This is a genomic window from Mycobacterium sp. ACS4331 (assembly GCF_001667265.1).
Lineage (GTDB): Bacteria > Actinomycetota > Actinomycetes > Mycobacteriales > Mycobacteriaceae > Mycobacterium.
In genome coordinates this window covers 32,000-53,708 of sequence record NZ_LZHW01000020.1, presented here as the reverse complement: position 1 = coordinate 53,708, position 21,709 = coordinate 32,000, and the positions used below count along the sequence as shown (strand labels likewise).

Sequence of the window (21,709 nt, the reverse complement as noted above, 5' to 3'; positions counted from 1 at the left end):
CGGGCGATCAGTGACCGACGAACACCGGTGCGGTCTTGGCCAGGAAGGCCGCCACCGCGGTGCTGTGGTCGTCTGATCCGCCAAGGTGCTGCTGGGCCCAGGCTTCACGCTCCAGCACGTCCGGCAGCGGTGCGCCCGCGTTGTCGCGCAACAGCGCCTTGACCGCTCGGAACGCAGCGGTGGGGCCGGTCGCGAGCCGGGCCGCCAACCCGGTCGCGACGTCCAGGACCGCGTCGTCGTCGACCACCTGGTGCACCAGTCCCCACGCCTGCGCGGTGCCGGCGTCGACGGTGTCACCGAGCAGGAACATCGCGGTGGCCCGGCTGGCACCGATGAGTCGCGGCAGCGACGCCGACAACGCGGAGTCGGCGGCCAGCCCGACCCCGGTGAACGCCGTGCCGAACTTCGCCCTCGTCCCCGCGATGCGGAGGTCGGCACCCAGGGCCAAGCCCAGACCGGCACCCACACAGGCGCCGTTGATCGCGGCGACCACGGGGACCTCGATGGCGGCCAGGGCCGTCATCATCGGGTTGTAGTGTTCGCGCACGGTGTCCATGGCGTGCGCGGGATCCGCCCGCAACGCCTCGACGTGTTCGGCGAGATCCTGACCGACGCAGAAGTTTCGCCCGCCGGCCGCGATGACGACGGCGCGCACTGACGAGTCGCCCTGCAGTTCCGAGAGGGACTGCAACAGTTCGTCTTTCATGGCGCGGTTGAGCGCGTTCGACGCGCCGGGGCGGTCCAGGGTGATGGTCGCGACGCCCGCATGCAGCTCACGGCCGACCAGGGCGGTCCCGGTTGTGTTCATGGTTCCTCCTTCGAGACGTGGGGGTCAGCTGGGCCAGCGGTGGAATCCGCGCCCGGTCTTTCGGCCAAGCTCGCCGACCGCGACCTTGTCGCGAAGCAGCTGCGGGGGCTCGAAACGCGGCCCGAGGGTGGCGTACAGGTGCTCGGCGATGGCCAGCCGCACATCGAGTCCGACCAGATCGGTGGAACGCAGCGGCCCCATCGGGTGGCGATAACCCAGTTCCATCGCGCGATCGATGGATTCGGCGTCGGCCACACCGTCCTCGAGCATGCGAATGGCCTCCAAGCCCAACGCCACCCCGAGTCGGCTGGTGGCGAAGCCGGGCGAATCACGCACCACCACGTGGGATTTCCCCAATGCTCGGACCCAGCTCAGTGCCGTCTGCACGACCTCATCGGCCGTCTCGGGCGCACGGACCAGTTCGACCAACTCGGCCACCGGAACCGGATTGAAGAAGTGCATTCCGATCACCCGCGCGGGATGCCGCAGGGCCGCAGCGAGTTCGGCGATGGGCAGCGAACTGGTGTTGGAGGCCAGCACTGCCGTGGGTGCGACCACCCGCTCGGCCGCCACCAGCACATCGAGCTTGGCGCTGATGATCTCCGGCACCGCCTCGACCACCAGTTCGGAGTCAGCGGGCAGCTCCGCGATCGAGCAGACGGTGGCCATCCGGGCCGAGACCCGCTCGGGCGATTCGGCCAGCGCGTCGCGTTCGGCGGCGCGGTGCAGGCCCGCCTCTACTCGCCGCAGCGCGGCCTCGGCGGCTGCGGGATCGGTTTCGACGATCGTGACGCGCGCACCGGCGACCGCAAAGACGTGCGCGATGCCGGCGCCCATCCGTCCGCCGCCGATGACGGAAACCGTTGCGGGGACACCGTTGTGCATTGCGTTCATCCCGCGCTCCGGTCGAGGAAATGGGTCATGCGCTTGGCCTTGTCCGGGCTGTCGAACAACACCGCCTGGGCGAGGTCGTCGAGCAGTGGGTGCGGGGACTCGGCGTCGAGCACAGCCTTGGACAGTCGCAGTGCCAACGGAGCCTGCCGGGCGATGCGGTCGGCAAGCGCGCCGGCCGCGGTCAGTGCGGTGCCATCGGCCACCACCTCGGCGACCAGACCGCAGGCCAGTGCGGCGGTGGAGTCCAGCACGCGGCCGCCGAGGATCACCTGCTTGGCGATCGACCCGCCGACCAGCCCGGGCAACCGGTAGCTGGCACCCGCCGCGGCCAGGATGCCTAGGCCGGGTTCGGGATTGCCGAACCGGGCACCGACTCCGGCAATCCGCAGATCGCAGGCGTAGCTCAGTTCAGCCCCGCCGCCGAGGGCGTTTCCCTCCACCGCGGCGATGGTCGGCAGCGACAGGGCGGCGATCCGGTCGAAGACCGTCCGGTTGATTCCGGCGAGCGCGTCGGCGGCACCGCGTGCACGCAGTTCGGCGATGTCGGCACCGGCGGCGAAGTCTCGGCCGGCCCCGGCCAGGATGAGGATCCGCGGTTGCGCCTCGATTCGGGCACAGACCGCGTGCAGTTCGGCGACCATCGCGGCATTGATCGCATTGCGCTGCGCGGGCCGGTTCAGTTCCACCACCACTCGGTCGGCAGCGGACCGCATCCGCAGAGTCGAGAACTCGTCGTCGCTCACAGCACCCGTTCCAAGCTGTACCCCACTTTCGTCGCGTCCATTAATAACCGATCGTTCGGTCGGTTGTCCAGACCCGCGGCCCCCAGACAACGAACCGCACCGCACAGCGGGCGCAATGGGATGATGTTCGACATGGCTTCGCCGCGCACACGGTCCACCGGCCAGGTGGGCCGCCCGGGCTACGACTTGGACTCCCTGCTGGCCGTCGCCGTCGGCGTCTTCAACCAGCGCGGCTACGACGGCACGTCGATGGAACACCTGTCCGCCCGACTGGGGATCAGCAAGTCCTCGATCTACCACCACGTCAGCGGCAAAGAGGAACTCCTGCGCCTGGCGGTCGACCGCGCCCTGGACGCACTGTTCGCCGCCACACAGACCCCTGACACCACCACCGGGCCGGCCATCCAGCGACTGGAGAACCTGGTCAAGCGCAGTGTTGTGGTGCTGGTCGACGAACTGCCGTACGTCACCCTACTGCTGCGGATCCGCGGCAACACCGCGGTGGAGCGGCGCGCCCTGGCCCGTCGCCGGGAGTTCGACCAGATCGTCGGCAGCCTGGTCGAGGAGGCCTGCGACGAGGGCAGCATCCGCCCGGACGTGGACCCCGGACTGACCAGCCGACTGATCTTCGGCACCGTGAACTCACTCATCGAGTGGTACCGGCCCAGCCGCGCCCTCTCCGGCGAGGAACTCGCCGACGCGGTCACCACGATGATCTTCGACGGGCTGCGCACCCGGCCCAGTTCGCACTGACCTCCTTGACGACAGCGGGCGGTCACTGCCACAGTGATTACCGAACGAATGGACGGTTGGTAAGGAGATCAACAGTGACCGCGGTGCTGCAGAGCTATGTGAACGGCAGATGGACCACTCCCGCCGACGAGGCCGATCCGCTGCTCAGCGCGGTCACCGGCGCTGAGGTCGCCCGGTATCCCTCCGGCGGCGTGGACATCGCCGGGGCCATCGGGTACGCCCGCAAGGTCGGCGGACCCGCACTGCGAGCGATGACCTTCCACCAACGGGCCGCGGCGTTGAAAGCGCTGGCCAAGCACCTGACGGCGGCCAAGGCCGACTTCTGGCCGTTGTCCGCGGCCACAGGCGCCACCACCGCCGACTCAGCCATCGATATCGACGGCGGGTTTGGCACTCTGTTCAGCTATGCCGCCAAGGGCGTCCGGGAACTGCCCAACGACACCATCCACATCGATGGTCCAGTCGAAAAGCTCGGACGCACAGGGACATTCGTCGGGCAACACATCTACACCTCCAGGCCCGGTGTCGCGGTACAGATCAACGCCTTCAACTTCCCGGTCTGGGGAATGCTGGAGAAGCTCGCTCCGGCATTCCTGGCCGGCGTGCCCTCCATCGTCAAACCGGCACACCAGACCGCATATCTGACCGAACTCGTCTTCCGGGCCATCATCGACTCCGGCACGCTGCCCGAAGGCTCGGTCCAGCTGGTGTGCGCCCGGCCGCCTGCACTGTTCGAGCACCTCGACAGCCAGGACACCGTCCTGTTCACCGGTTCCGCGTCGACGGCGGCCAAACTGCGCGGCCATCCCACGGTGGTGGCCGGTGGGGTGCGGTTCAACGCCGAGGCCGATTCGCTGAACTGCTCCATCCTGGGGCCCGACGCCACCCCCGACACCCCCGAATTCGGGCTGTACATCAAGCAACTCGTCGCGGAGATGACCACCAAGGCCGGTCAGAAGTGCACCGCGATCCGGCGCGCGCTGGTCCCCGTCGAGCTGCAGGACGCCGTGGTCGAGGCCACCGCGGCTCGGCTGTCGACGATCGTCGTCGGCAATCCGGAGCTCGAGCGCGTGCGCATGGGCGCGCTGGCCAGCATCGAACAGCGTGACGAGGTGCTTCGCGCCCTGAAGACGCTGCGTGACTCGGCCACACTGGTTTTCGGCGATCCCGAGTCGTTCCACGTGGAGGGTGCCGACGCCGAACGGGGCGCGTTCCTGCCGCCCCTGCTGCTGCGCGCCGACGATCCCACCGCCGCGGCGGTGCACGACGTGGAGGCCTTCGGCCCGGTGAGCACCGTGATCGGCTACCGTGACCTCGACGACGCCGTCGAACTCGCCGCCCGCGGCCGGGGCAGCCTGGTCGGTTCACTGGTCACCCACGATCCCGAGGTCGCGCGCGCGGTCGCCGTCGGCATCGCGCCGCATCACGGCCGCATCCTGGTGCTCGACCGTGACGACGCCGGGGAGTCCACCGGCCACGGCTCACCACTGCCCACCCTGGTGCACGGCGGACCCGGCCGGGCCGGCGGTGGCGAGGAACTGGGCGGCATTCGAGGAGTCCTGCATTTCATGCAGCGCAGTGCCATTCAGGCCAGCCCCGACATGCTGACCGCCATCACCGGGCGCTGGACGACCGGTGCGGCGCGCACCGTCACCGAGGTTCATCCGTTTCGCAGCCATCTCGAGGATCTGCGCATCGGTGACACCATCGTCGGCGGTCCCCGCGTGGTCAGCCTGGCCGACATCGACCATTTCGCCGAGTTCACCGGAGACACCTTCTACGCACACACCGACCCCGCGGCCGCGGAACAGAACCCGCTGTTCGGCGGCATCGTCGCGCACGGGTATCTGGTGGTGTCGCTGGCCGCGGGTCTGTTCGTCGAGCCCAACCCAGGCCCGGTGCTGGCGAACTTCGGCGTCGACGGTCTGCGGTTCCTGACCCCGGTCAAGGCCGGCGACGCGCTCACCGTCACGCTGACCGCCAAGCAGGTGACGCCGCGACTGTCCGCCGACTACGGCGAGGTCCGCTGGGACGCGGTGGTGACCAATCAGAACAACGAACCGGTGGCCACCTACGACGTCCTGACCCTGGTCGCCAAGCGGGCATCGTGAACCACCCAGCCGCCCAGGAGGACACCATGTTCCGCATCTCGGTCTGCTACGGCCATCCGGCGGATCCGGAGGCCTTCGACCGCCACTACTCCCAGACCCATATCCCGCTGACGCTGCAGATCCCCGGCCTGGCCGGGTTCAGCACCGGCAGACCGCGCTCACTGATGCCCACGCAGGACGCGCCCTATCACCTGGTCGCCAGCTTGAGCTTCACCTCGGCCGAGGAGTTGAAGGCAGCGCTGAAGTCGCCCGAAATGGCCGCCGCCAGTGCCGATGTCGCGAACTTCGCCACCGGTGGCGTCACCCTCTTCAGCACCGAGGAGATCGACCACCGAACCCAGCGCTGAGGCGGACGGCCGCGGCGCGGCGGAAATCGACGTGTGCCCAGCTCAGAGCAGTCCAGCAGTATATGGACGACTATGTTGACATGGTGTCACACCTGTCGTTACGTTCACCGGTGAGAGTGGAGGAGACACGATGACCAGGGCACCCCACGTCGGTCAGAGTCCGCCCGGCCAGAAGTTGCGGCGACTGGTCGCCGGCGGCGGCAGCTACCTCGCCGACGAGCAGTCCGCTGGTGAACTGCACCTGGTGATCGTGCGCTCCCGCGAGGCGCACGCGCGCATCTCGGTGGACACCACACGAGCCAGCGCCGCCCCCGGGGTGCACGCGGTGCTCGTCGGCTCCGATGTCCGGCCCCACACCGATCCGATGGGTTTGATGTGGACGACCCAGATCCAGGCCGACGCGCCGACCTGGTGCCTGGCCGGGGACAGGGTCCGCTATGTGGGCGAGCCGATCGCCGCGGTGATCGCCGACGACGCCTACCTCGCCGAAGACGCTGCCGAACTCGTCGAGGTGAGCTATGACAGGTTGCCGGCGGTGGTCGAGCCCAGTGCCGAGAGCCGGCCACTGCTCTACGACGACTGGACCGACAATGTCTTCGGTCGCACTCGATTCGAGGCCGGCGATCCTGGTGCCGCCCTGGCCACTTCGGCGCTGGTCGTGTCCGGCCGCTACACCAGCAGTCGGGTGGCCGGGTTGCCGCTGGAGACCCGCGGCGTCCGCGCGATGTGGGACGTCACCGGCGACTGCCTGACGATGTGGACCTCCACGCAGGCGCTGCACCAGGTCCGAGCCTCGTTGAGCGACACGCTGCGGATACCCGAATCCCGGGTTCGGGTGTGCTGTCCCGACGTCGGGGGCGCGTTCGGGAACAAGGTGTGCGCCTACATCGAAGAGACACTGGTCGCCTTCGCCTCCCGCGTGGTGCGTCGCCCGGTCCGGTGGATCGAGAGCCGGCCGGAGTCGTTCGTCGCCACCGTCCACGGCCGCGGGACGGCGGTCGACCTGGAGCTCGGACTCAACGCCGACGGCACCATCACCGGTCTGCGGGCCACCGTGCTGCTCGACTGTGGGGCCACCCCCTATATGGCCGGTGCGGGATCCGGCGTGGTCACAGCAGCCATGCTGACCGGACCGTATCGGGTCGGCGACGCGCTGGCCGAACTAGTGGCGGTGGTGACCAACAAGACGCCCATCGGGGCCTACCGCGGTTTCGGAATGCCCGAGGCGACGTTCGCGATCGAGCGGGCGCTCGACGAGGGGGCCCGCCGACTGGAGATCGATCCGATGGAGATCCGCCAGCGCAATCTTCTTCAACCGGAGGAACTTCCGTATTGGACGGCGGCCATGATGTGTCTGGACAGTGGCCGCTACGGCGAACTGCTGGGCCTGGTCGCCGACCGGCTCGACTGGGACCGGGCCCGGCGCGAGGCGGCCGATGCCCGCGCTGCGGGCCGGCTGGTCGGTGTCGGCGCGGCCTGCTATCTGGAGGCCTCGAACTTCGGCCCATCCACCTCCGCGGCCATGATGGGCATCAACAACCCCGGCCACGACCGCGCGGTGGTGCGGATGGACGCCTCCGGACTGGTGACCGTGCTGACCGGGCAGACCCCCATGGGCCAGGGCGTCGAGACGGCGCTGGCGCAGGTGGCCGCCGACGAGGTCGGCGTCGCGCTAAGCGACGTCACGGTGGTCTGCGGTGACACGCAGGCCTGCCCCTACACGGGCTACGCCAGCGGCGGCAGCCGCGGCGCCGGGGTCGCCGGGTCCGCGGTCATGATGGCGGCTCGCGGCCTGCGCACCCAGATGCGAGCGATCGCCGCACACCTGCTGGAGGTCGACCCCACGGCGCTCCTCGACAACGGATTCGGCTTCGAAACCGCGTCCGGGACGCGGATCAGCGTCGCCCAGGTGGCCGACGCCGCTTGGCGGGCAACGAATCTGCCCGCCGGACTCCAACCCGGGCTGGAAGCCGGGTACACCTACGATCCGCAGAACTTCGCGTTCACCTTCGGCGCGGTGGCCGCCGTGGTCGAGATCGACCGCGCGACCGGCACCGTGACGGTACAGCGACTGGTCTACGGGCACGACTGCGGCGTACAACTCAATCCCGCTCTGGTCGAAGGGCAGATCCATGGCAGCACGGCCCAGGGCATCGGTGCGGCGTTGTACGAGGAACTGCCCTACACCGCCGACGGGCAGCCCGTTGTGCAGTCGCTGTGGGACTACGCGCCGCCGCTGCCCGACAACATGCCGCCGATCGAGACGGTCCATCTCCAGACCCCGTCTCCGTTCTCACTCAACGGGGCCAAGGGCGCCGGAGAGAGCGGCGCCATCCCGCTGCCAGCGGTCCTGGCCAACGCCATCCGGGACGCCCTGGCCGCCGACCACGGTGTCGACACTGGTGTCGTCGACACCGTTCCGATCACGGCTGAACGACTGCTCGCCGCGATGTCTGCGGACTGCGCACCCGCCGCGGGGGCATGTGAGGCGTCGGTGCCGGTCGGCGGTCGTGCCTTCTGACAGCCGCCGCCGCACCTAGACTCCGCCGGAAACCTCTGCGGCGGTGAGGATCCCAGCTTCAGCCAACCGGACGAAGAAGGTCGGCAGCCGCGGATTGTGGCGCGCGGCGCTGTCCAGCAGCCGCTTGGCCTCGGTCGGGTTTCCCCACCGCGACTGCAGTACCGCGTTCCAGAAGACCGCCTCGGGGTTGTCCCCCAGCACCGCGGCGGCCTGGGCCAGCGCGGTCTCGGCGCCGCGATAGACCTCGTCGGGCTGAGGCGGGCCGAGAATGGGACCGTCCGGGTCGAACACCACCGCCGACATGCGGTCGAAGGCGTCGTTGAGGTCGAGCAGCCGGCTCAGCTCCCCGATCGGGTCGTGGTGGTCGTCGACCCGCAGCTCGCGCACCACGCCCTCCCACGGAGCATCGGTCGGTGCGCCGTCGACCACAATCACGGCTCCGGACTGGCGGCCACGGATGTCACCGCCGGCCTCGTCGCCGGCGCGCAACCCGGCCAGCAGCCGCCGGGCCAGATCGCCGGTCGCCTCCTCGAACCCGCGGACCATGGCCAGCGGCACGTCGTCGTTGTCGAGCATGTTGCCCAACCCGACCACATGCCGGCCCTGGGCGGCGCCGGCCGCCCCGACACACCGGGCGCCACTGTGGATGCCGAATCGTCCGGAGGTGTCCAGGAAGGCGACCTGCCTGACCTCAGGTGCCGGGTCCGACGCCAGCAGCTGCTCAAGCGCCTGCGGGGCCGCCGTGCCGGCCCGCATCGCGGCCAGCCCGCGCGGACCGTAGCCCTTGACCGCGAACGCCTGGGTGGCGACCACCCCGGCACCGGCCTCCGCCCACGTCACCACGGAGCCCACACCCATGTAGTGCGAGTGCGACGCGACACCGAGCTGACCGGTGACCGGGTCGTGCGCCAGCAGCGAGAAGGTCATGAGAAGTCCGTCTCCTCGCACAGTTGGGTGATGTGCCGCTTGTATTCGGCGGTCTGGGTCAACGGCATCAGCTTGCCCAGCTTGGCCACATCGCCGCTCAGTTTGATCCGGCCCTCCATGAACGCCGCCGTGGGCGCCAAGTCGCCGCGCAGGATCGCGATCGAATCGTCGAACGACGACGCCATGGTCCCGTCGGCGGCGGGATCCTGCCCCAACAGCTGTTCGACGATCCTGCCGTCGCGGACGTCGGCGTAGTACCAGATGTCCTCACCTCCGGGGGCGTTGGTCAGCCGATACTGCACCCGAGCCGTCGCCCCCGGGCGGGTCTGAAACGACTGCTGCAGTTCGCCCTGCCGGGTCAGCCATTCCTGCGAAACATATTTCAGTTGACTCACTGGTTCTCCTCCAAGCGGGTGGTGGGGGTGGTGGACGCGGCCGCGGCGCTGCGCTGGTCGACCAGCTCCTCGGCAGCGGCCAGGATCGGGGTGTATCCCGTGCACCGGCACAACGACGAACTCAGATGCCGGCGGATGTCGTCGCGGGACGGGCGCTCCCCCGCGTCCACCGCGGCCAGCAGCTCCTCGATCAGCACGACGAAACCCGGTGTGCAGAAGCCACACTGCAGCCCGTGGTGGCGCACCAGAGCCTCCTGCACGTCCGAGAGTCCATCGGCCGGGGTGAGACCTTCGACGGTGACGATCTCGGTGCCGTCGGCCTGCGCGGCCAGCATCAGACAGGACCGGGCCGAACAGGAGTCCACGAGCACATTGCAGGACCCGCACAGACCCTCACCGCAGCCGAGGTGAGTGCCGGTGAGGGCGAGCCGGTCCCGAAGAAGGTCGGCCAGGGTCATCCGGGCCGGCACGGTGCCCTGCCAGCGCCGGCCGTTGACCCGCACCGAGATGGCCGGTTGCTCGGCAGCTGTCATGGCAGGTCCTCTCGTAACCGACGCAACTGGCGGGCCACCACGTTGACCGCCAACTGTCGGCGGTGCTGCGCGCCGGCACGCGAGTCAGCGCCGAAAGCAAGTCGTGCGACCCAGGATTGGACCGCGTCGTCGATACTCCGATCGTCGAGCGATCCGGCCAGCGCGGCGGTGACCTCGTGGGGAGCCAGCGTCGGGGGCTGTCCCTCGGCGCCGAGTCCGATCCGCAGGTCCGGGTCACCGCCGGTGCGCGCACTGAGGGCAACGCTGAGCAGTGGCGTGTCACCGGCACCGCGCAGGGTCACCTCCTCGAAGCGGCCCACCGTATCGGCGGCCGGTCGATCGAACCGCACGCTGTGCAGCAGTTCGTCGTCGGCGAGGGCCGTGCGGCCCGGCGGGCCGAAGAAGTCGGCGGCGGAAATGCTCCTCTCCCCGCGCGCCGACACCGCGGTCACCTCGCCACCGAGGACCATCAGACACACCCCCAGTTCCGCGGCCGGATTGGCATTCGCCAGACTTCCGCACACCGTGCCGCGGTTGCGCGTCGTCACCTTGCCGACCCACGGCAGTGCCTGCGCCAGCAGGCCGAAGGACGCTGTGGCGGGGTGTTTCTCGGCGGTGCGCTGGGTCACCGCCGCACCGACCCGCAGACCTTGGACGGTGACGGCGAAGTCGTGCAGCTCGCCCACCCTGGTGATGTCGATGAGCCGTCGTGGGCGCTCCTGGCGCCGGACCAGCCTCGGCATCAGGCTCTGCCCGCCGGCCAGGACCCGGGTTCCGGCGGGGTCCTCGGCCAGTTCGGCGCAGACCTGCGCGACAGTGGTGGGCGCGACGTAGTCGAATGGCGCCGGACGCATCAGCACCCTCCCGTGGCCGCGCTCGGGCGGATGGCCTCGACTCGGCTGTGGTGTTCGGCGACCAGGCGGGCAACCTGCTCAGGATCTTCGATGTGCGCCAGGTGTCCGAGCCCGGCGAGCACCCGGCAATCAGTGCCCAGCGCCGCGGCGAGCGCCGAACCGACTGCGGGTGGGCAGGTCTGGTCATGCTCGCCGGTCAGCACCAGTGCAGGGGCCCGCACTCTGGCCGCCGCCGCGCTGACATCTGAGGTCAGCGCAGCGCGCAGCACCCGCTCGACCACGGCCTCATCCCGGCCGGCAGCCGAACGCACCAACTCCCGCACCATCTCGGCCGGGGCGCTGGGGCCGAAGCTCGCCGGGGCCAACTGCGCCAGGAACTTCTCCGTACCCACCCGACGCAGTTCGGCCACGGCAGCGTCCACGTCGACACCGCCGGCGATGCTCAGCGCACCGCCGATCAGGCTCAGCGATGCGACGCGGCCGGGATCGGCCGCAGCCAGGGTCAGGCACACACCACCGCCGAACGAGGAGCCGACCAGGTGCGCACGGGTGATGTCGAGGGCCGCCATCACCGCACTGATGTCGGCGGCATAGTCGGCCGCGCCGTACTCGCCCCCCGGCTCCGACTCGCCGTGACCGCGCAGATCCACCGCGACGACGCTGCGGTCGACGAAATACTCTGCGCATGGGGCCCATTCGGTGGCGGCCCCGTTGATACCGTGCACCAACACCACCGGGGTGTGAGCCGAACCGGCCTCGCTCCGGAGGCAGCTGATGCGGCCGTGGGGGCCCTCGACGTCGATCCGCCGCATGGTCAGCTCCGCTCACCCGTCGGCGGCACGGTCACAGGCCGTTCATCTGGTCGGGCACGTGCACCGAGAAATGAGTGTGCACCAGTTCCCAGTCTCCGTTGCGTCGGCGCCAGATCTCGGTGCTGCGCATACCGCCGTCGAAGGTGCCCATCGCGCCGAAGTCGCCCTGGTAGCGGCTGAGGTAGGTCACCCATGCGACATCGCCGTCCACCTCGACCCGCTCGTCGCGCAGTTCGGTGCTGACCGCCGGTGAACTCATGTTGGCCGACAACGTGTCCCACAACCCGGCGATGTGATCCTGGCCGATGTAGGCCGAGCCGTTGAGGTTGTACCACACCAGTTCCCCCGGCGTGGCAGTGACGCGACGCCGAAGGTAGCTGGAGTCCAACGGACCGTTGGCGTCGACGAATTCCCGGTGCAGTCGCATGATCTCGGCGACGTCGGCTTCGACTGCGGATGTGTTGGTTGTCATCTCTTCTCCCACTGTTGAGGCGAATGTGTGCTCAGGACATGGCGGCTGGGGCCGGCCGGCTCGCGGCCAGCAGCTTGACCAGATCCGGCACCTGATCAGGCGGCATGAGAGGGGCGATCGCGATCTCATCGACGCCGGTGCCGGCGTAGGCGGCCAGCGCTTCGCCCACACCGTCGGGTCCGCACACCAGTGCCATGGCGTCGACCACTTCGGCGGTGAGCACCTTCGCCACCGCGGCTGGTCCGCCGGAGGCCACCGCCTCCACCAGTGCGTTGGGCGCAATCGCACCCGCTGACAGGTGTTCCAGCGTCGGCGCGTCAAAGGTCGCCAGCACCGACGCGACCTGCGCCCGCGCCTGCGCGAGGTCGTCGCCGACGACCGCGGGCACGACGACCGAGATCCGGAACTCCTCGCGGGACCGGCCGTATTCGGCCAGCAACCGTTCCACTTCCGTGACGGTCTCGGTGAGATACGCCCGCGACGACCCGGCACTGAGACACAGGCCGTCGGCATACTGCGCCGCGGCCCGCACCATGCGCGGGCGCACCGCCATGATGTCCAGGGCCGGCGGCGGCGCCAACGGGTTCAGCTGGTACTGGGCGAAGCTGAAACCCGGGTACTGGTCGGTGATTTCGGTGCCATTCAGCGCCGCCTTGAGCGACTGATACAGCGCCACGGTGGTGGCGATCGGCTTGTCGACCGAGCGGCCGAGCTTGGCCACCATGTCGGGCACCCCGGTGCCGATTGCGGCACGCACCCGCCCGGGGGCGATCTCGGCCAGCGACGCCAGTTCCATCGCCGCGGCACCCGGGTGCCGGCTGGCGGGGTTGATCCCCATCAGCGCCAGCTCGAGGCGCTGCGTCTCCCGCAGGTAGATCGTTGCGGGCACCACCGCGTCGTGAGCGCAGATGTGTTCGGCGTACCACACGCCGTCGAATCCGCATTCCTCGGCGGCGTGCACCGCCGGCAGGTCGGCCAGGATCGGCCCGAACCCGGTGAAAGACAAACTCAATCGCACAGCGTCACGCCCTTCCGCAGCAGGATGGTGACCAAGCGAACTACAAGTGTGACACCATGTCAACGTTTGCGTCCAACTTCCTGTGTGGGGTGTGCGAGACTGGACCGCATGACCGCTCGCCAGTCAGATCTGCAGGCGCGCCGACGGGAGCACCGCCGCAATGCCCGCCGCCGGCTTCTCGACGCCGCCCACGGCCTGCTCGAGCAGAAGGCCTGGACCGAGATCTCGCTCGACGACATCACCTCGGCCGCCGACGTGGCACGCACCGCCTTCTACCGCCACTTCGACGATCGGCAGCACCTGCTGATGACGATGCTCAGCGATGTCGGCCTCGAGTTGGACCACGTCGCCGACAACTGGCTGGCCGAGTCCGACGATCCGGTGGCCGAGCTGCGCCGCAGCCTGGAGGCGCTCACGGCGCTCTGGGTCGAGCACGGCCGGCTGATCGAGGCGATCTCCGACACCGCGCGCCACGACCCCGAGATCGGCGCCCTGTACGGCGAGCTCGCCGATCGCCTGGCCGAGCGTACGGCGCGGCGCATCGAGGCGGATGTCGCGGCCGGGCGCAGCCACATCACCGACCCGCACGAGGTCGCGAAGGCGCTCACATGGATGAATGAGCGGTATCTGATCGCGGCGTTCGGCCAGCAGTCCGGCACCGACCCGGCCACCGCGGCCGCGGCGCTGACCACGATCTGGATCAACACGCTGTACGCACCCGCCGGGCACGACGCCGAATGACCGACCGCCTCGTGGTCCGGGGTGGCCACGTCTTCGACCCCGTCGGCGGAACTGCGGCACCGGCCGACGTCCTGATCGAAGGGGAGCGAATCATCGATGTCGGCATCGACCTGGACGCCGACACCGCCATCGACGCCACCGATCAGCTGGTCGTGCCGGGCTTCATCGACACCCACGTGCACGTGATGCTCGATGATGTCGACACCATGCGCCTGATCCAGACCCCGTTCTCCCTGAGGTTCTTTCAGGCCGCGCGCAATCTGCAGCTGACGCTGCGCGCCGGTGTCACCACCGTCCGGGACGCCGCGGGCGCCGACCTCGGCGTCAAGCAGGCCGTGGCCACCGGCCTCATCGACGGTCCCGACATGCAGATCGCCATCGGCATGCTGAGCCAGACCGGCGGGCACGCCGACGAATGGCTGCCCTCAGGCGAATGCGTGCACGCACTGTGGCCCCCGCACCCGGGCCGTCCCGCAACCGTGGTCGACGGCGCCGACGAGATGCGCCGGGCGGCGCGCGAACTCGTGCGTGCCGGAGCGGACGTGCTCAAGGTCGCCACCACCGGAGGCGTGATCAGTCCACGCAGCGACCCTCGCCGCGCACAGCTGTGTGATGAGGAGCTCGCGGTGCTGATGTCCGAAGCGCGAGCCGCCCACGTCCACGTCATGGCCCACGCACAGGGCGCCCAGGGCGTCAAGAACGCCATCCGCGCGGGGGTGCGCTCGATTGAGCACGGCGTGTACCTCGACGACGAGGCGGTGGACATGATGGTGCAGAACCGGACCTGGCTGGTGCCGACACTGTCCGCGCCGCACGCGATCCTGCGCCAATCCGAGATCTCCGGCGGGATTCCAGAGACCATGCGCCAGAAGGCACTCGCCGCGATCGAGGCCCACGAGGCGTCCGTGCGGCTGGCCCATTCGGCCGGGGTGCGCATGGCGATGGGCACCGATGCGGGCATCTCCCGACACGGTGAGAACCTGCGCGAGCTGGAGTTGATGAACCGGTTGGGCATCTCGGCGGTCGACGCGCTGCGCGCAGCCACCACCTCGGCGGCCGAGCTGCTGGACGCCGGCGCCGACATCGGTGAGCTGGCGCCGGGCAAGCTGGCCAACCTGGTGCTGCTGGCGGGTTCGGAGGTGTCGGTGCACGGGCTGCCCGAACGGGTTCGCACCGTCATCCGGCGCGGTGTCCCCGTCGGCTGACACCAAGCAGACTGTCCACCGTCGGCGCCCAGGCGCACGGGGCGTGAACAGACAGAGGCCGCGGCCGCCTCCACCGAGCAGTCTGTCCGGCATGTCGGCCATCCGCCGTCCACGCGGCGGCACCACCCCTAGCGTCGCAACTGTTCGTCGAAACAGGAGGCGGGACAATGAATTCCGAAGACATGCTGCGCTGGGGCGGGGAACTGACGCTGACCCGCCATGACCCGGACACCGGTGCCACGTTCATCATCCGAGTCGACTCGGTCCGGCACGGACGGTCCGCGGGCGGCACCCGGGCCGCCCGATACGACTCGCTGACCGACGCACTGCGGGACGCCGCCCGATTGGCCGAGGCGATGTCACTGAAGATGGCAGTCAGCAACCTGCCGATGGGCGGCGGAAAATCCGTGATCGCGCTCCCGACTGAGCGCCGGGACCTCGACGACGACACCTGGCGGCGGATCCTGCGGCTTCATGCCGAGAACATCGACAGGCTCAACGGCACGTACTGGACCGGCCCCGACGTCAACACCAACTCCACCGACATGGACACCCTCGGCGACACCACGAAGTTCGTCTTCGGCAGGTCCCCGGGCCGAGGTGGTGCGGGATCGAGCGCACACAACACCGCGGCCGGCGTCTTCGAGGCGATGAAGGCCACCGCGCGGTTCGCCGGGCTCGGTGAACTCGCCGGGCTGAGGGTCCTGATCCAGGGCCTCGGCGCGGTGGGCGGCCATCTCGCGCAGCTGGCGGCCGAGGCCGGTGCGCGCCTGCTGGTCGCCGACGTCGACGTCGAACGGATCCGGTGGGCCCAGGAGTTCGGTTGTCGCCCCGTCGATCTCACGGACATCACCACCACACCCTGCGACATCCTGGCGCCCTGCGCCTTCGGCGGCCTGATCGACGACTCCGTGGCGCCGTGGCTGCCGGCGGCCGCGGTGGTGGGTGCGGCCAACAACATCCTGGCCGACGACCGCGCGTCGACGATTCTGCACGAGCGCGGTGTTCTCTATGCCCCCGATTTCGTCAGCAACGCCGGTGGGGCGTATCACCTCGTCGGCCACGAGGTGCTCGGATGGGATGCCGACACCGTGGCCGACCGCATCACGGGCATCGGCGCGACGCTGACGGAAATCTACGAGATCAGCGCCGCGCAGGGGGTCCGCACCGATGTGGCGGCCCGAGATCTGGCCGGGCGCCGCGCCGCGGCGCTGTGCTGACCGGCCCTCACAACCATTCGCAGCGCTGGTCGCTCCACTCCTCGAACACCAACCACGTTCGGCTCGAACGGATTCCAGGTAGACTGTGGATCTGTTCGAGCACTACGTCGCGCAGCGTCTTGTTGTCGGGCGCGCGCACCACCACCAGAACATCGAAGTCCCCGCCCACGAGCGTGAATCGCTCGACATGACGCAGTGTCTTCAACTGTTCGGACAGGCCACGCCACGCGTCCTGCAGGATGGTCAGCGCGATCAGTGCCGATGTGGCGAATCCGGCTCGCTCCATGTTGATCCGGGCGGTGAAACCCTCGATCACACCGGCCTTCTCCAAACGCTCGATGCGCGCGTAGACGTGTGTCCGGGAGATGTGTGCACGTTGGGCCAGCGCCAGCATCGACTGTCGGCCGTCCCGGACGAGCTCCCTGATCAGCCGCCGGTCGACGTCATCGAGGGTGAAGCGGGTCTCGTCCATCTGTTCACCGGACACTTTCAATCGCCGTTGCTCACGCACATATTGCCACCGGTGACCCCCGATTTGCTCAATCCGTCCACAGAACCTGCATCAGTGTTGTCACCCAGCCACCGGATGCCGACGATCGTAGGACATCCAGCAACTTGGAGGAAGCCGTGACCGTCGTCGAACCGGCCGACGTTGCCCTGTATCAGAGATTCCTTCCCGCCGACTCGGCCGTGCAGTACCTCGACCCAGACGGGAGACCGGTGGTCAGCGAGGCCCGCTATCGGCGCCCCGACGGTCGGCGACTGCTGGCCATGTACCGCAACATGGTGCTCGGCAGGCGGTTCGACGAACAGGCGGCCGCCCTGACCAAGCAGGGCCGACTCGCGGTGTACCCATCCTCACGCGGCCAGGAGGCCTGCCAGATCGCCGCGGCCATGTGTCTGCGCAGCGAAGACTGGCTGTTCCCCACCTACCGCGACTCCATGACGCTGGCGGCCCGCGGCGTCGACCCGGTGGACGTCTTGAGGTCGCTGGCCGGCGACTGGCACTGCTGTTTCGACCCGGTCCGGCACCACACCGCGCCCCAGGCCACACCGCTGGCCACCCAACTGCTGCACGCCGCGGGACTGGCCCACGCCCTGGACCGCAGGTCCGCCGCAGCGGCAGTGCTCGCGATGTGCGGTGACGGCGCCACCAGCGAAGGCGATTTCCATGAAGCGCTCAACTTCGCCGCCGTGTTCCACGCGCCGGTGATCTTCCTGGTACAGAACAACGGTTTCGCGATCAGCGTGCCGCTGGCCCGTCAGTCCGTCGCACCATCGTTGGCACACAAGGGTGTCGGATACGGCATCGGCAGTGAGCAGGTGGACGGCAACGATCCGGTCGCGATGCTCGCGGTGCTCGACGCCGCCCGGGAACACGTGCTGGCCGGCAACGGTCCGGTCATCATCGAGGCGCGCACCTATCGGATGTCGGGGCACACCAACGCCGACGATCCGCGGCGTTACCGCACCGAGGAGGAAGTGGCGCAGTGGCTTCCCCGAGATCCGCTGCGGCGACTGGAGATCCATCTGCGCGCCGAAGGTCTGCTGGACGACGACTACGCCGCCACGGTGGCCACCGAGGCCGAGGAGCTCGCGACCGCGATCCGCGACGGCATGAACCGTGATCGCCCCGTCGACGTCGACGATCTGTTCCGGCATGTCTACGCCACGCCCACCAGCCAGCTTGTCGAGCAGCACGAACAGGCCCGCGCCGAAGCACTTCTCGAACTCTCGGAGGACCCCCGATGACCCTGACCACCATGGCCGAGGCGCTCAACGCCGCACTCCGCGACGCGCTGGCCGACGACGATTCGGTGCTGGTCTTCGGTGAGGACGTCGGCCGGCTCGGCGGTGTCTTCCGGGTCACCGACGGACTGGCCGAAACATTCGGCGGGGATCGCTGTTTCGACACGCCGCTGGCCGAGTCCGGAATCGTCGGATTTGCGGTGGGCATGGCGATGGGCGGCTTTCGGCCGGTCGTCGAGATGCAGTTCGATGCCTTCGCCTACCCGGCATTCGAGCAGATCGCCTCGCATGTCGCCAAGTTGCGCAACCGCACCCGCGGTGCGTTGTCGGCGCCGCTGGTGATCCGGGTCCCCTACGCCGGCGGCATCGGCGGCGTGGAGCATCACTGCGACTCCAGTGAGGCCTACTACGCCCACACCCCCGGGCTGAAGGTCGTCACCCCGGCCGGTGTCGCCGACGCCTACGGTCTGCTGCGTGCGGCGATCGACGATCCGGACCCGGTCGTCTTCCTCGAACCCAAGCGGCTGTACTTCTCCCGGGCCGACGTCGAACTGCAGCGTGGCCCGGGGATCGGACGCGCCCAGGTGCTGCGCTCCGGCACCGACGTGACCCTGGTGGCCTACGGCCCGACGGTGGAGCCGGCGCTGCGAGCCGCCGAGACGGCGGCCGCCGAGGGCCGCGACATCGAGGTGATCGACCTGAGGTCGATCGTGCCGTTCGACGACGAGACCGTCACGGCTTCGGTCCGCCGCACCGGCCGCTGCGTGATCGTCCAGGAGGCACAGGGTTTCGCGGGGGTGGCCGCCGAGATCGCCGCACGAGTCCAGGAGCGGTGTTTCCACCACCTGGCCGCTCCGGTGCTCCGGGTGACCGGGTACGACATCCCCTTTCCGCCACCACGACTCGAGCGATGGCACCTGCCGACGGTCGACCGCATCCTCGACGCGGTGGAGCGTCTGCAGTGGGACGATCAGCCCGACGACCGCTGGGTGGTCAGCGCGTGAGCGATCAGACCTTCGTATTGCCAGACCTGGGCGAGGGGCTGCCCGAGGCGGCGATCGCCGGCTGGCTGGTCGCCGTCGGCGACACGGTTGCGATCGACCAGCCGGTGGTGGAGGTGGAGACCGCCAAGGCATCGGTCGAGGTGCCGGTCCCCTTCGCCGGCACCGTGGTCGAACTGCACGGAGATCCCGGCGCCACCCTGGCGGTCGGTGCACCGTTGATCACCGTGCGCCCGGATGAGTTCGCCGAGCACCGCGCCGAGGAGCGTGCCGGATCGGGCAACGTGCTCATCGGCTACGGAACCAGTGTCGAGGAGGGACCGCGGCGCCGGCGGCGCCACGCGCCGGCACCCGGCCGCGGCACGCCCGTGAAGGTCATCTCGCCGATCGTGCGTAACCTGGCGCGGCGGCACGGGGTGGACCTGAACCGGCTGTCTCCCACCGGCGCCGGTGGCGTCGTCACCCGGGACGACGTCGAGCGGATGGTCACAACTCCCCCGTCCGTCGACCAGGACACGCACCGCATCCCGGTCACCGGCATCCGTCGGGCCATCGCCGAGAAGCTCGGCACCAGCCGCCGCGAGATCCCCGATGCCACCACCTGGGTCGACGTGGATGCAACCGGGCTGTTGCAGGCCAAGCGGCTGCTCGACCAGACCCAGCCGGTCAGTCTGCTGGCCCTGCTGGGCCGGCTGAGCGTCGCCGCACTGCGGCAGTTCCCGGAGCTGAACGCAACTTTCGACGCCGACCGGCAGGAGATTTTGCAGCACAATCACATTCACCTTGGAGTGGCCGTACAGTCGCCACGCGGACTGGTGGTCCCGGTGCTGGCGCACGCGGACACACTCGACACCGTGACCCTGTCGGAGAGACTGGCCGACCTCATCGCCTCGGCGCGCGACGGCCGGCTGACTCCCGCCCAGATGTCCGGTGGCACTGTCACCTTGAACAACTACGGGGTGTTCGGAGTGGACGGGTCGGCCGCGATCATCAACCACCCCGAGGCAGCCATCCTGGGCGTGGGCCGCATCATCGATCGGCCGTGGGTGGTTGACGGCGAGATCGTCGCGCGCAAGGTCACTCAGTTGTCGTTGAGCTTCGACCACCGCGTCTGCGACGGCGGATCGGCCGGCGGATTCCTGCGCCTGTTCGCCGACTACGTGCAGAACCCCGTGACGGCGCTGGGCCGACTGTGACGAAGCCGACGAACAGCGATGTGCTGATCCTCGGCGGTGGACCAGCCGGGTACTCATGCGCACTGCGGGCCAGCCAGCTGGGCCTGTCCGTGACACTCATCGAAGCCGACCGGCTCGGTGGGACCTGCCTGCATCGCGGGTGCATACCGACCAAGGCCCTGCTGCACACCGCCGAGGTGGCCGATGCGGCCCGCACCGCAGCCGCGGTCGGTGTCCGGGCCCACTTCGACGGCGTCGACATGGTCGCCGCGCAGACCCACAAGAATGCGGTGGTCGCGCGGCTGCACAGCGGGTTGGAGAGCCTGGTCGCCGACCGGAGGGTCAGCGTGCTGACTGGGACCGGGCGGTACCTGGGCGATCGCCGGGTCGAGGTGGACGGCACAGTCCACCGCGGCGACGCGGTGGTGCTGGCGACCGGGTCAACACCGCGCCAGGCACCACGGCTGCCGTTCGGGGGTCGGATCCTGTGCAGCGACCAGGCGCTGGAACTGACCGATGTTCCCCGCACCGCCGTGGTGGTGGGCGGTGGCGTCATCGGCGTCGAGTTCGCCAGCATGTGGACGTCGTTGGGTTCATCGGTGACCGTCATCGAGTCCCTGCCCCATCTGCTGGCCGGGGAGGACGCTTGGGTCGCCGACCGGTTGGAGCGGGCGCTGCGCAGTCGCGGTGTGACGATCCGCACCGGCGTCACCGTCACGGGTGCGAGCCAGACCGAGGCCGGTGTGACTGTGGGCACCGGAGACGGCGCCGCGGTGACGGCTGATGTCGTGCTGGTCGCCGTCGGACGGCAACCGAATTCAGCGGCGCTGGCCGAGGGCGGCATCGTCGTGGAGCGGGGGTTCGTCCGGGTGGACGACCGGCTTTCGACCAACCATCCCGGTGTCTACGCCATCGGAGATCTGGTGGCCGGCCGACAACTGGCGCACCGCGGCTTCGCGCACGGGATCTTTGCGGCCGAGATGATCGCGGGACACGACCCCGTGCCGGTGGCCGAGCACCTCATCCCCAGAGTCACCTACTCGAATCCCGAGGTCGCCTCGGTGGGTCTGACCGAGGCGGAGGCCCGGACCGCCCACGGCGAGGTCAGCACCGTCGTGTACGACCTGAATGGCAACAGCCGCAGCCAGATCCTGCGAGTCTCGGGCGGCGTCAAGGTCATTCGACGCGGACCCGCCGGTGCAGATGGTCCCGTGCTGGGGATCCACTGTGTCGGAGATCGGGTCGGTGAGCTCATCGGTGAAGCTCAGCTGATCGTCGGCTGGGAGGCGACTCCGGCCGATGTGCGTCCCCACCTGCACGCCCACCCCACCCAGAACGAGGCGCTCGGTGAAGCCATGCTGGCGCTGGCAGGTGCACCCCTGCACAGACATTCCTGACCGCTGCCTATCGTGAGTGGGTGAGCAGTGACA

General features: G+C 69.4%; 22 protein-coding genes. 11 read left to right on the top strand and 11 right to left on the bottom strand.

What is annotated here, in order from left to right:
* Positions 1–7 precede the first annotated feature (7 nt).
* The 3 genes from A5727_RS06200 to A5727_RS06190 are packed head-to-tail and all read right to left on the bottom strand — an operon-like array spanning position 8 to position 2,415.
* Complete coding sequence (locus tag A5727_RS06200; RefSeq protein WP_068246245.1) at positions 8–808, bottom strand: enoyl-CoA hydratase/isomerase family protein; 801 nt, start codon at positions 806–808, stop codon at positions 8–10.
* Positions 809–832: 24 nt separating this feature from the next.
* On the bottom strand, positions 833–1,702 hold the full coding sequence (locus tag A5727_RS06195; RefSeq protein WP_068246242.1) for a 3-hydroxyacyl-CoA dehydrogenase family protein: 870 nt from the start codon (positions 1,700–1,702) through the stop codon (positions 833–835).
* Complete coding sequence (locus A5727_RS06190) at positions 1,699–2,415, bottom strand: enoyl-CoA hydratase/isomerase family protein (RefSeq protein WP_068246287.1); 717 nt, start codon at positions 2,413–2,415, stop codon at positions 1,699–1,701. Before A5727_RS06190 ends, A5727_RS06195 begins: the two co-directional genes overlap by 4 nt.
* Before the next feature lie 162 nt (positions 2,416–2,577).
* Between A5727_RS06190 and A5727_RS06185 the strand changes: the two genes are divergently transcribed.
* The 4 genes from A5727_RS06185 to A5727_RS06170 all read left to right on the top strand — a co-directional run bounded on the left by A5727_RS06185 (position 2,578) and on the right by A5727_RS06170 (position 8,177).
* Positions 2,578–3,198, top strand: a complete 621-nt coding sequence (locus tag A5727_RS06185) for a TetR/AcrR family transcriptional regulator (RefSeq protein WP_068246284.1) — start codon at positions 2,578–2,580, stop codon at positions 3,196–3,198.
* Between the two features lie 74 nt (positions 3,199–3,272).
* Positions 3,273–5,309, top strand: a complete 2,037-nt coding sequence (gene paaZ / locus A5727_RS06180; RefSeq protein WP_068246239.1) for a phenylacetic acid degradation bifunctional protein PaaZ — start codon at positions 3,273–3,275, stop codon at positions 5,307–5,309.
* Positions 5,310–5,335: 26 nt separating this feature from the next.
* Positions 5,336–5,656: an EthD family reductase gene (locus tag A5727_RS06175; protein ID WP_068246236.1), complete on the top strand. Its 321-nt coding sequence runs from the start codon at positions 5,336–5,338 to the stop codon at positions 5,654–5,656.
* Between the two features lie 130 nt (positions 5,657–5,786).
* On the top strand, positions 5,787–8,177 hold the full coding sequence (locus A5727_RS06170; RefSeq protein ID WP_068246233.1) for a xanthine dehydrogenase family protein molybdopterin-binding subunit: 2,391 nt from the start codon (positions 5,787–5,789) through the stop codon (positions 8,175–8,177).
* Between the two features lie 15 nt (positions 8,178–8,192).
* On the opposite strand, the gene A5727_RS06165 is transcribed toward A5727_RS06170, so the two are convergent.
* Genes A5727_RS06165 through A5727_RS06135 form a run of 7 tightly spaced genes read right to left on the bottom strand, consistent with a single transcriptional unit; the run spans position 8,193 to position 13,182 of the window.
* Positions 8,193–9,104: a DUF1028 domain-containing protein gene (locus A5727_RS06165; protein ID WP_068246230.1), complete on the bottom strand. Its 912-nt coding sequence runs from the start codon at positions 9,102–9,104 to the stop codon at positions 8,193–8,195.
* Positions 9,101–9,499 carry an SCP2 sterol-binding domain-containing protein gene (locus tag A5727_RS06160; protein ID WP_068246227.1) on the bottom strand — a complete coding sequence of 133 codons (399 nt, stop codon included), beginning with the start codon at positions 9,497–9,499 and terminating at the stop codon, positions 9,101–9,103. The genes A5727_RS06165 and A5727_RS06160 overlap by 4 nt, the downstream gene beginning before the upstream one ends.
* Complete coding sequence (locus A5727_RS06155) at positions 9,496–10,032, bottom strand: (2Fe-2S)-binding protein (RefSeq protein WP_068246224.1); 537 nt, start codon at positions 10,030–10,032, stop codon at positions 9,496–9,498. Before A5727_RS06155 ends, A5727_RS06160 begins: the two co-directional genes overlap by 4 nt.
* Positions 10,029–10,886 carry an FAD binding domain-containing protein gene (locus tag A5727_RS06150; protein WP_068246282.1) on the bottom strand — a complete coding sequence of 286 codons (858 nt, stop codon included), beginning with the start codon at positions 10,884–10,886 and terminating at the stop codon, positions 10,029–10,031. The genes A5727_RS06155 and A5727_RS06150 overlap by 4 nt, the downstream gene beginning before the upstream one ends.
* Positions 10,886–11,698, bottom strand: a complete 813-nt coding sequence (locus tag A5727_RS06145) for an alpha/beta fold hydrolase (protein ID WP_068246221.1) — start codon at positions 11,696–11,698, stop codon at positions 10,886–10,888. The genes A5727_RS06150 and A5727_RS06145 overlap by 1 nt, the downstream gene beginning before the upstream one ends.
* 31 nt (positions 11,699–11,729) lie before the next feature.
* Positions 11,730–12,170, bottom strand: a complete 441-nt coding sequence (locus A5727_RS06140; RefSeq protein ID WP_068246219.1) for a YybH family protein — start codon at positions 12,168–12,170, stop codon at positions 11,730–11,732.
* A 31-nt stretch (positions 12,171–12,201) separates the two neighbouring features.
* Positions 12,202–13,182: an LLM class flavin-dependent oxidoreductase gene (locus tag A5727_RS06135; protein WP_197507603.1), complete on the bottom strand. Its 981-nt coding sequence runs from the start codon at positions 13,180–13,182 to the stop codon at positions 12,202–12,204.
* 114 nt (positions 13,183–13,296) lie between these two features.
* Here A5727_RS06135 and A5727_RS06130 point away from each other — a divergent pair, with 114 nt between their 5' ends.
* The 3 genes from A5727_RS06130 (at position 13,297) to A5727_RS06120 (ending at position 16,354) form a co-directional block, all read left to right on the top strand.
* Positions 13,297–13,929 carry a TetR/AcrR family transcriptional regulator gene (locus tag A5727_RS06130; RefSeq protein WP_068246213.1) on the top strand — a complete coding sequence of 211 codons (633 nt, stop codon included), beginning with the start codon at positions 13,297–13,299 and terminating at the stop codon, positions 13,927–13,929.
* A complete protein-coding gene (locus A5727_RS06125) occupies positions 13,926–15,134 on the top strand; it encodes a metal-dependent hydrolase family protein (protein ID WP_068246208.1) in 1,209 nt (402 codons plus the stop codon). The genes A5727_RS06130 and A5727_RS06125 overlap by 4 nt, the downstream gene beginning before the upstream one ends.
* Positions 15,135–15,301: 167 nt before the next feature.
* A complete protein-coding gene (locus A5727_RS06120; protein ID WP_068246206.1) occupies positions 15,302–16,354 on the top strand; it encodes a Glu/Leu/Phe/Val dehydrogenase family protein in 1,053 nt (350 codons plus the stop codon).
* A gap of 7 nt (positions 16,355–16,361) precedes the next feature.
* On the opposite strand, the gene A5727_RS06115 is transcribed toward A5727_RS06120, so the two are convergent.
* Entirely contained in the window at positions 16,362–16,826 is a 465-nt protein-coding gene (locus A5727_RS06115) for an Lrp/AsnC family transcriptional regulator (protein WP_068246203.1), read from the bottom strand.
* A gap of 155 nt (positions 16,827–16,981) precedes the next feature.
* Here A5727_RS06115 and A5727_RS06110 point away from each other — a divergent pair, with 155 nt between their 5' ends.
* Genes A5727_RS06110 through lpdA form a run of 4 tightly spaced genes read left to right on the top strand, consistent with a single transcriptional unit; the run spans position 16,982 to position 21,676 of the window.
* The gene (locus A5727_RS06110) at positions 16,982–18,106 is read left to right on the top strand and encodes a thiamine pyrophosphate-dependent dehydrogenase E1 component subunit alpha (RefSeq protein ID WP_068246200.1); all 1,125 of its coding nucleotides are present in this window, start codon (positions 16,982–16,984) and stop codon (positions 18,104–18,106) included.
* Entirely contained in the window at positions 18,103–19,107 is a 1,005-nt protein-coding gene (locus A5727_RS06105; protein ID WP_068246196.1) for an alpha-ketoacid dehydrogenase subunit beta, read from the top strand. Before A5727_RS06110 ends, A5727_RS06105 begins: the two co-directional genes overlap by 4 nt.
* Positions 19,104–20,300, top strand: a complete 1,197-nt coding sequence (locus A5727_RS06100) for a dihydrolipoamide acetyltransferase family protein (protein ID WP_068246193.1) — start codon at positions 19,104–19,106, stop codon at positions 20,298–20,300. The genes A5727_RS06105 and A5727_RS06100 overlap by 4 nt, the downstream gene beginning before the upstream one ends.
* Positions 20,297–21,676 carry a dihydrolipoyl dehydrogenase gene (lpdA, locus tag A5727_RS06095; protein WP_068246190.1) on the top strand — a complete coding sequence of 460 codons (1,380 nt, stop codon included), beginning with the start codon at positions 20,297–20,299 and terminating at the stop codon, positions 21,674–21,676. The genes A5727_RS06100 and lpdA overlap by 4 nt, the downstream gene beginning before the upstream one ends.
* Positions 21,677–21,709 lie beyond the last annotated feature (33 nt).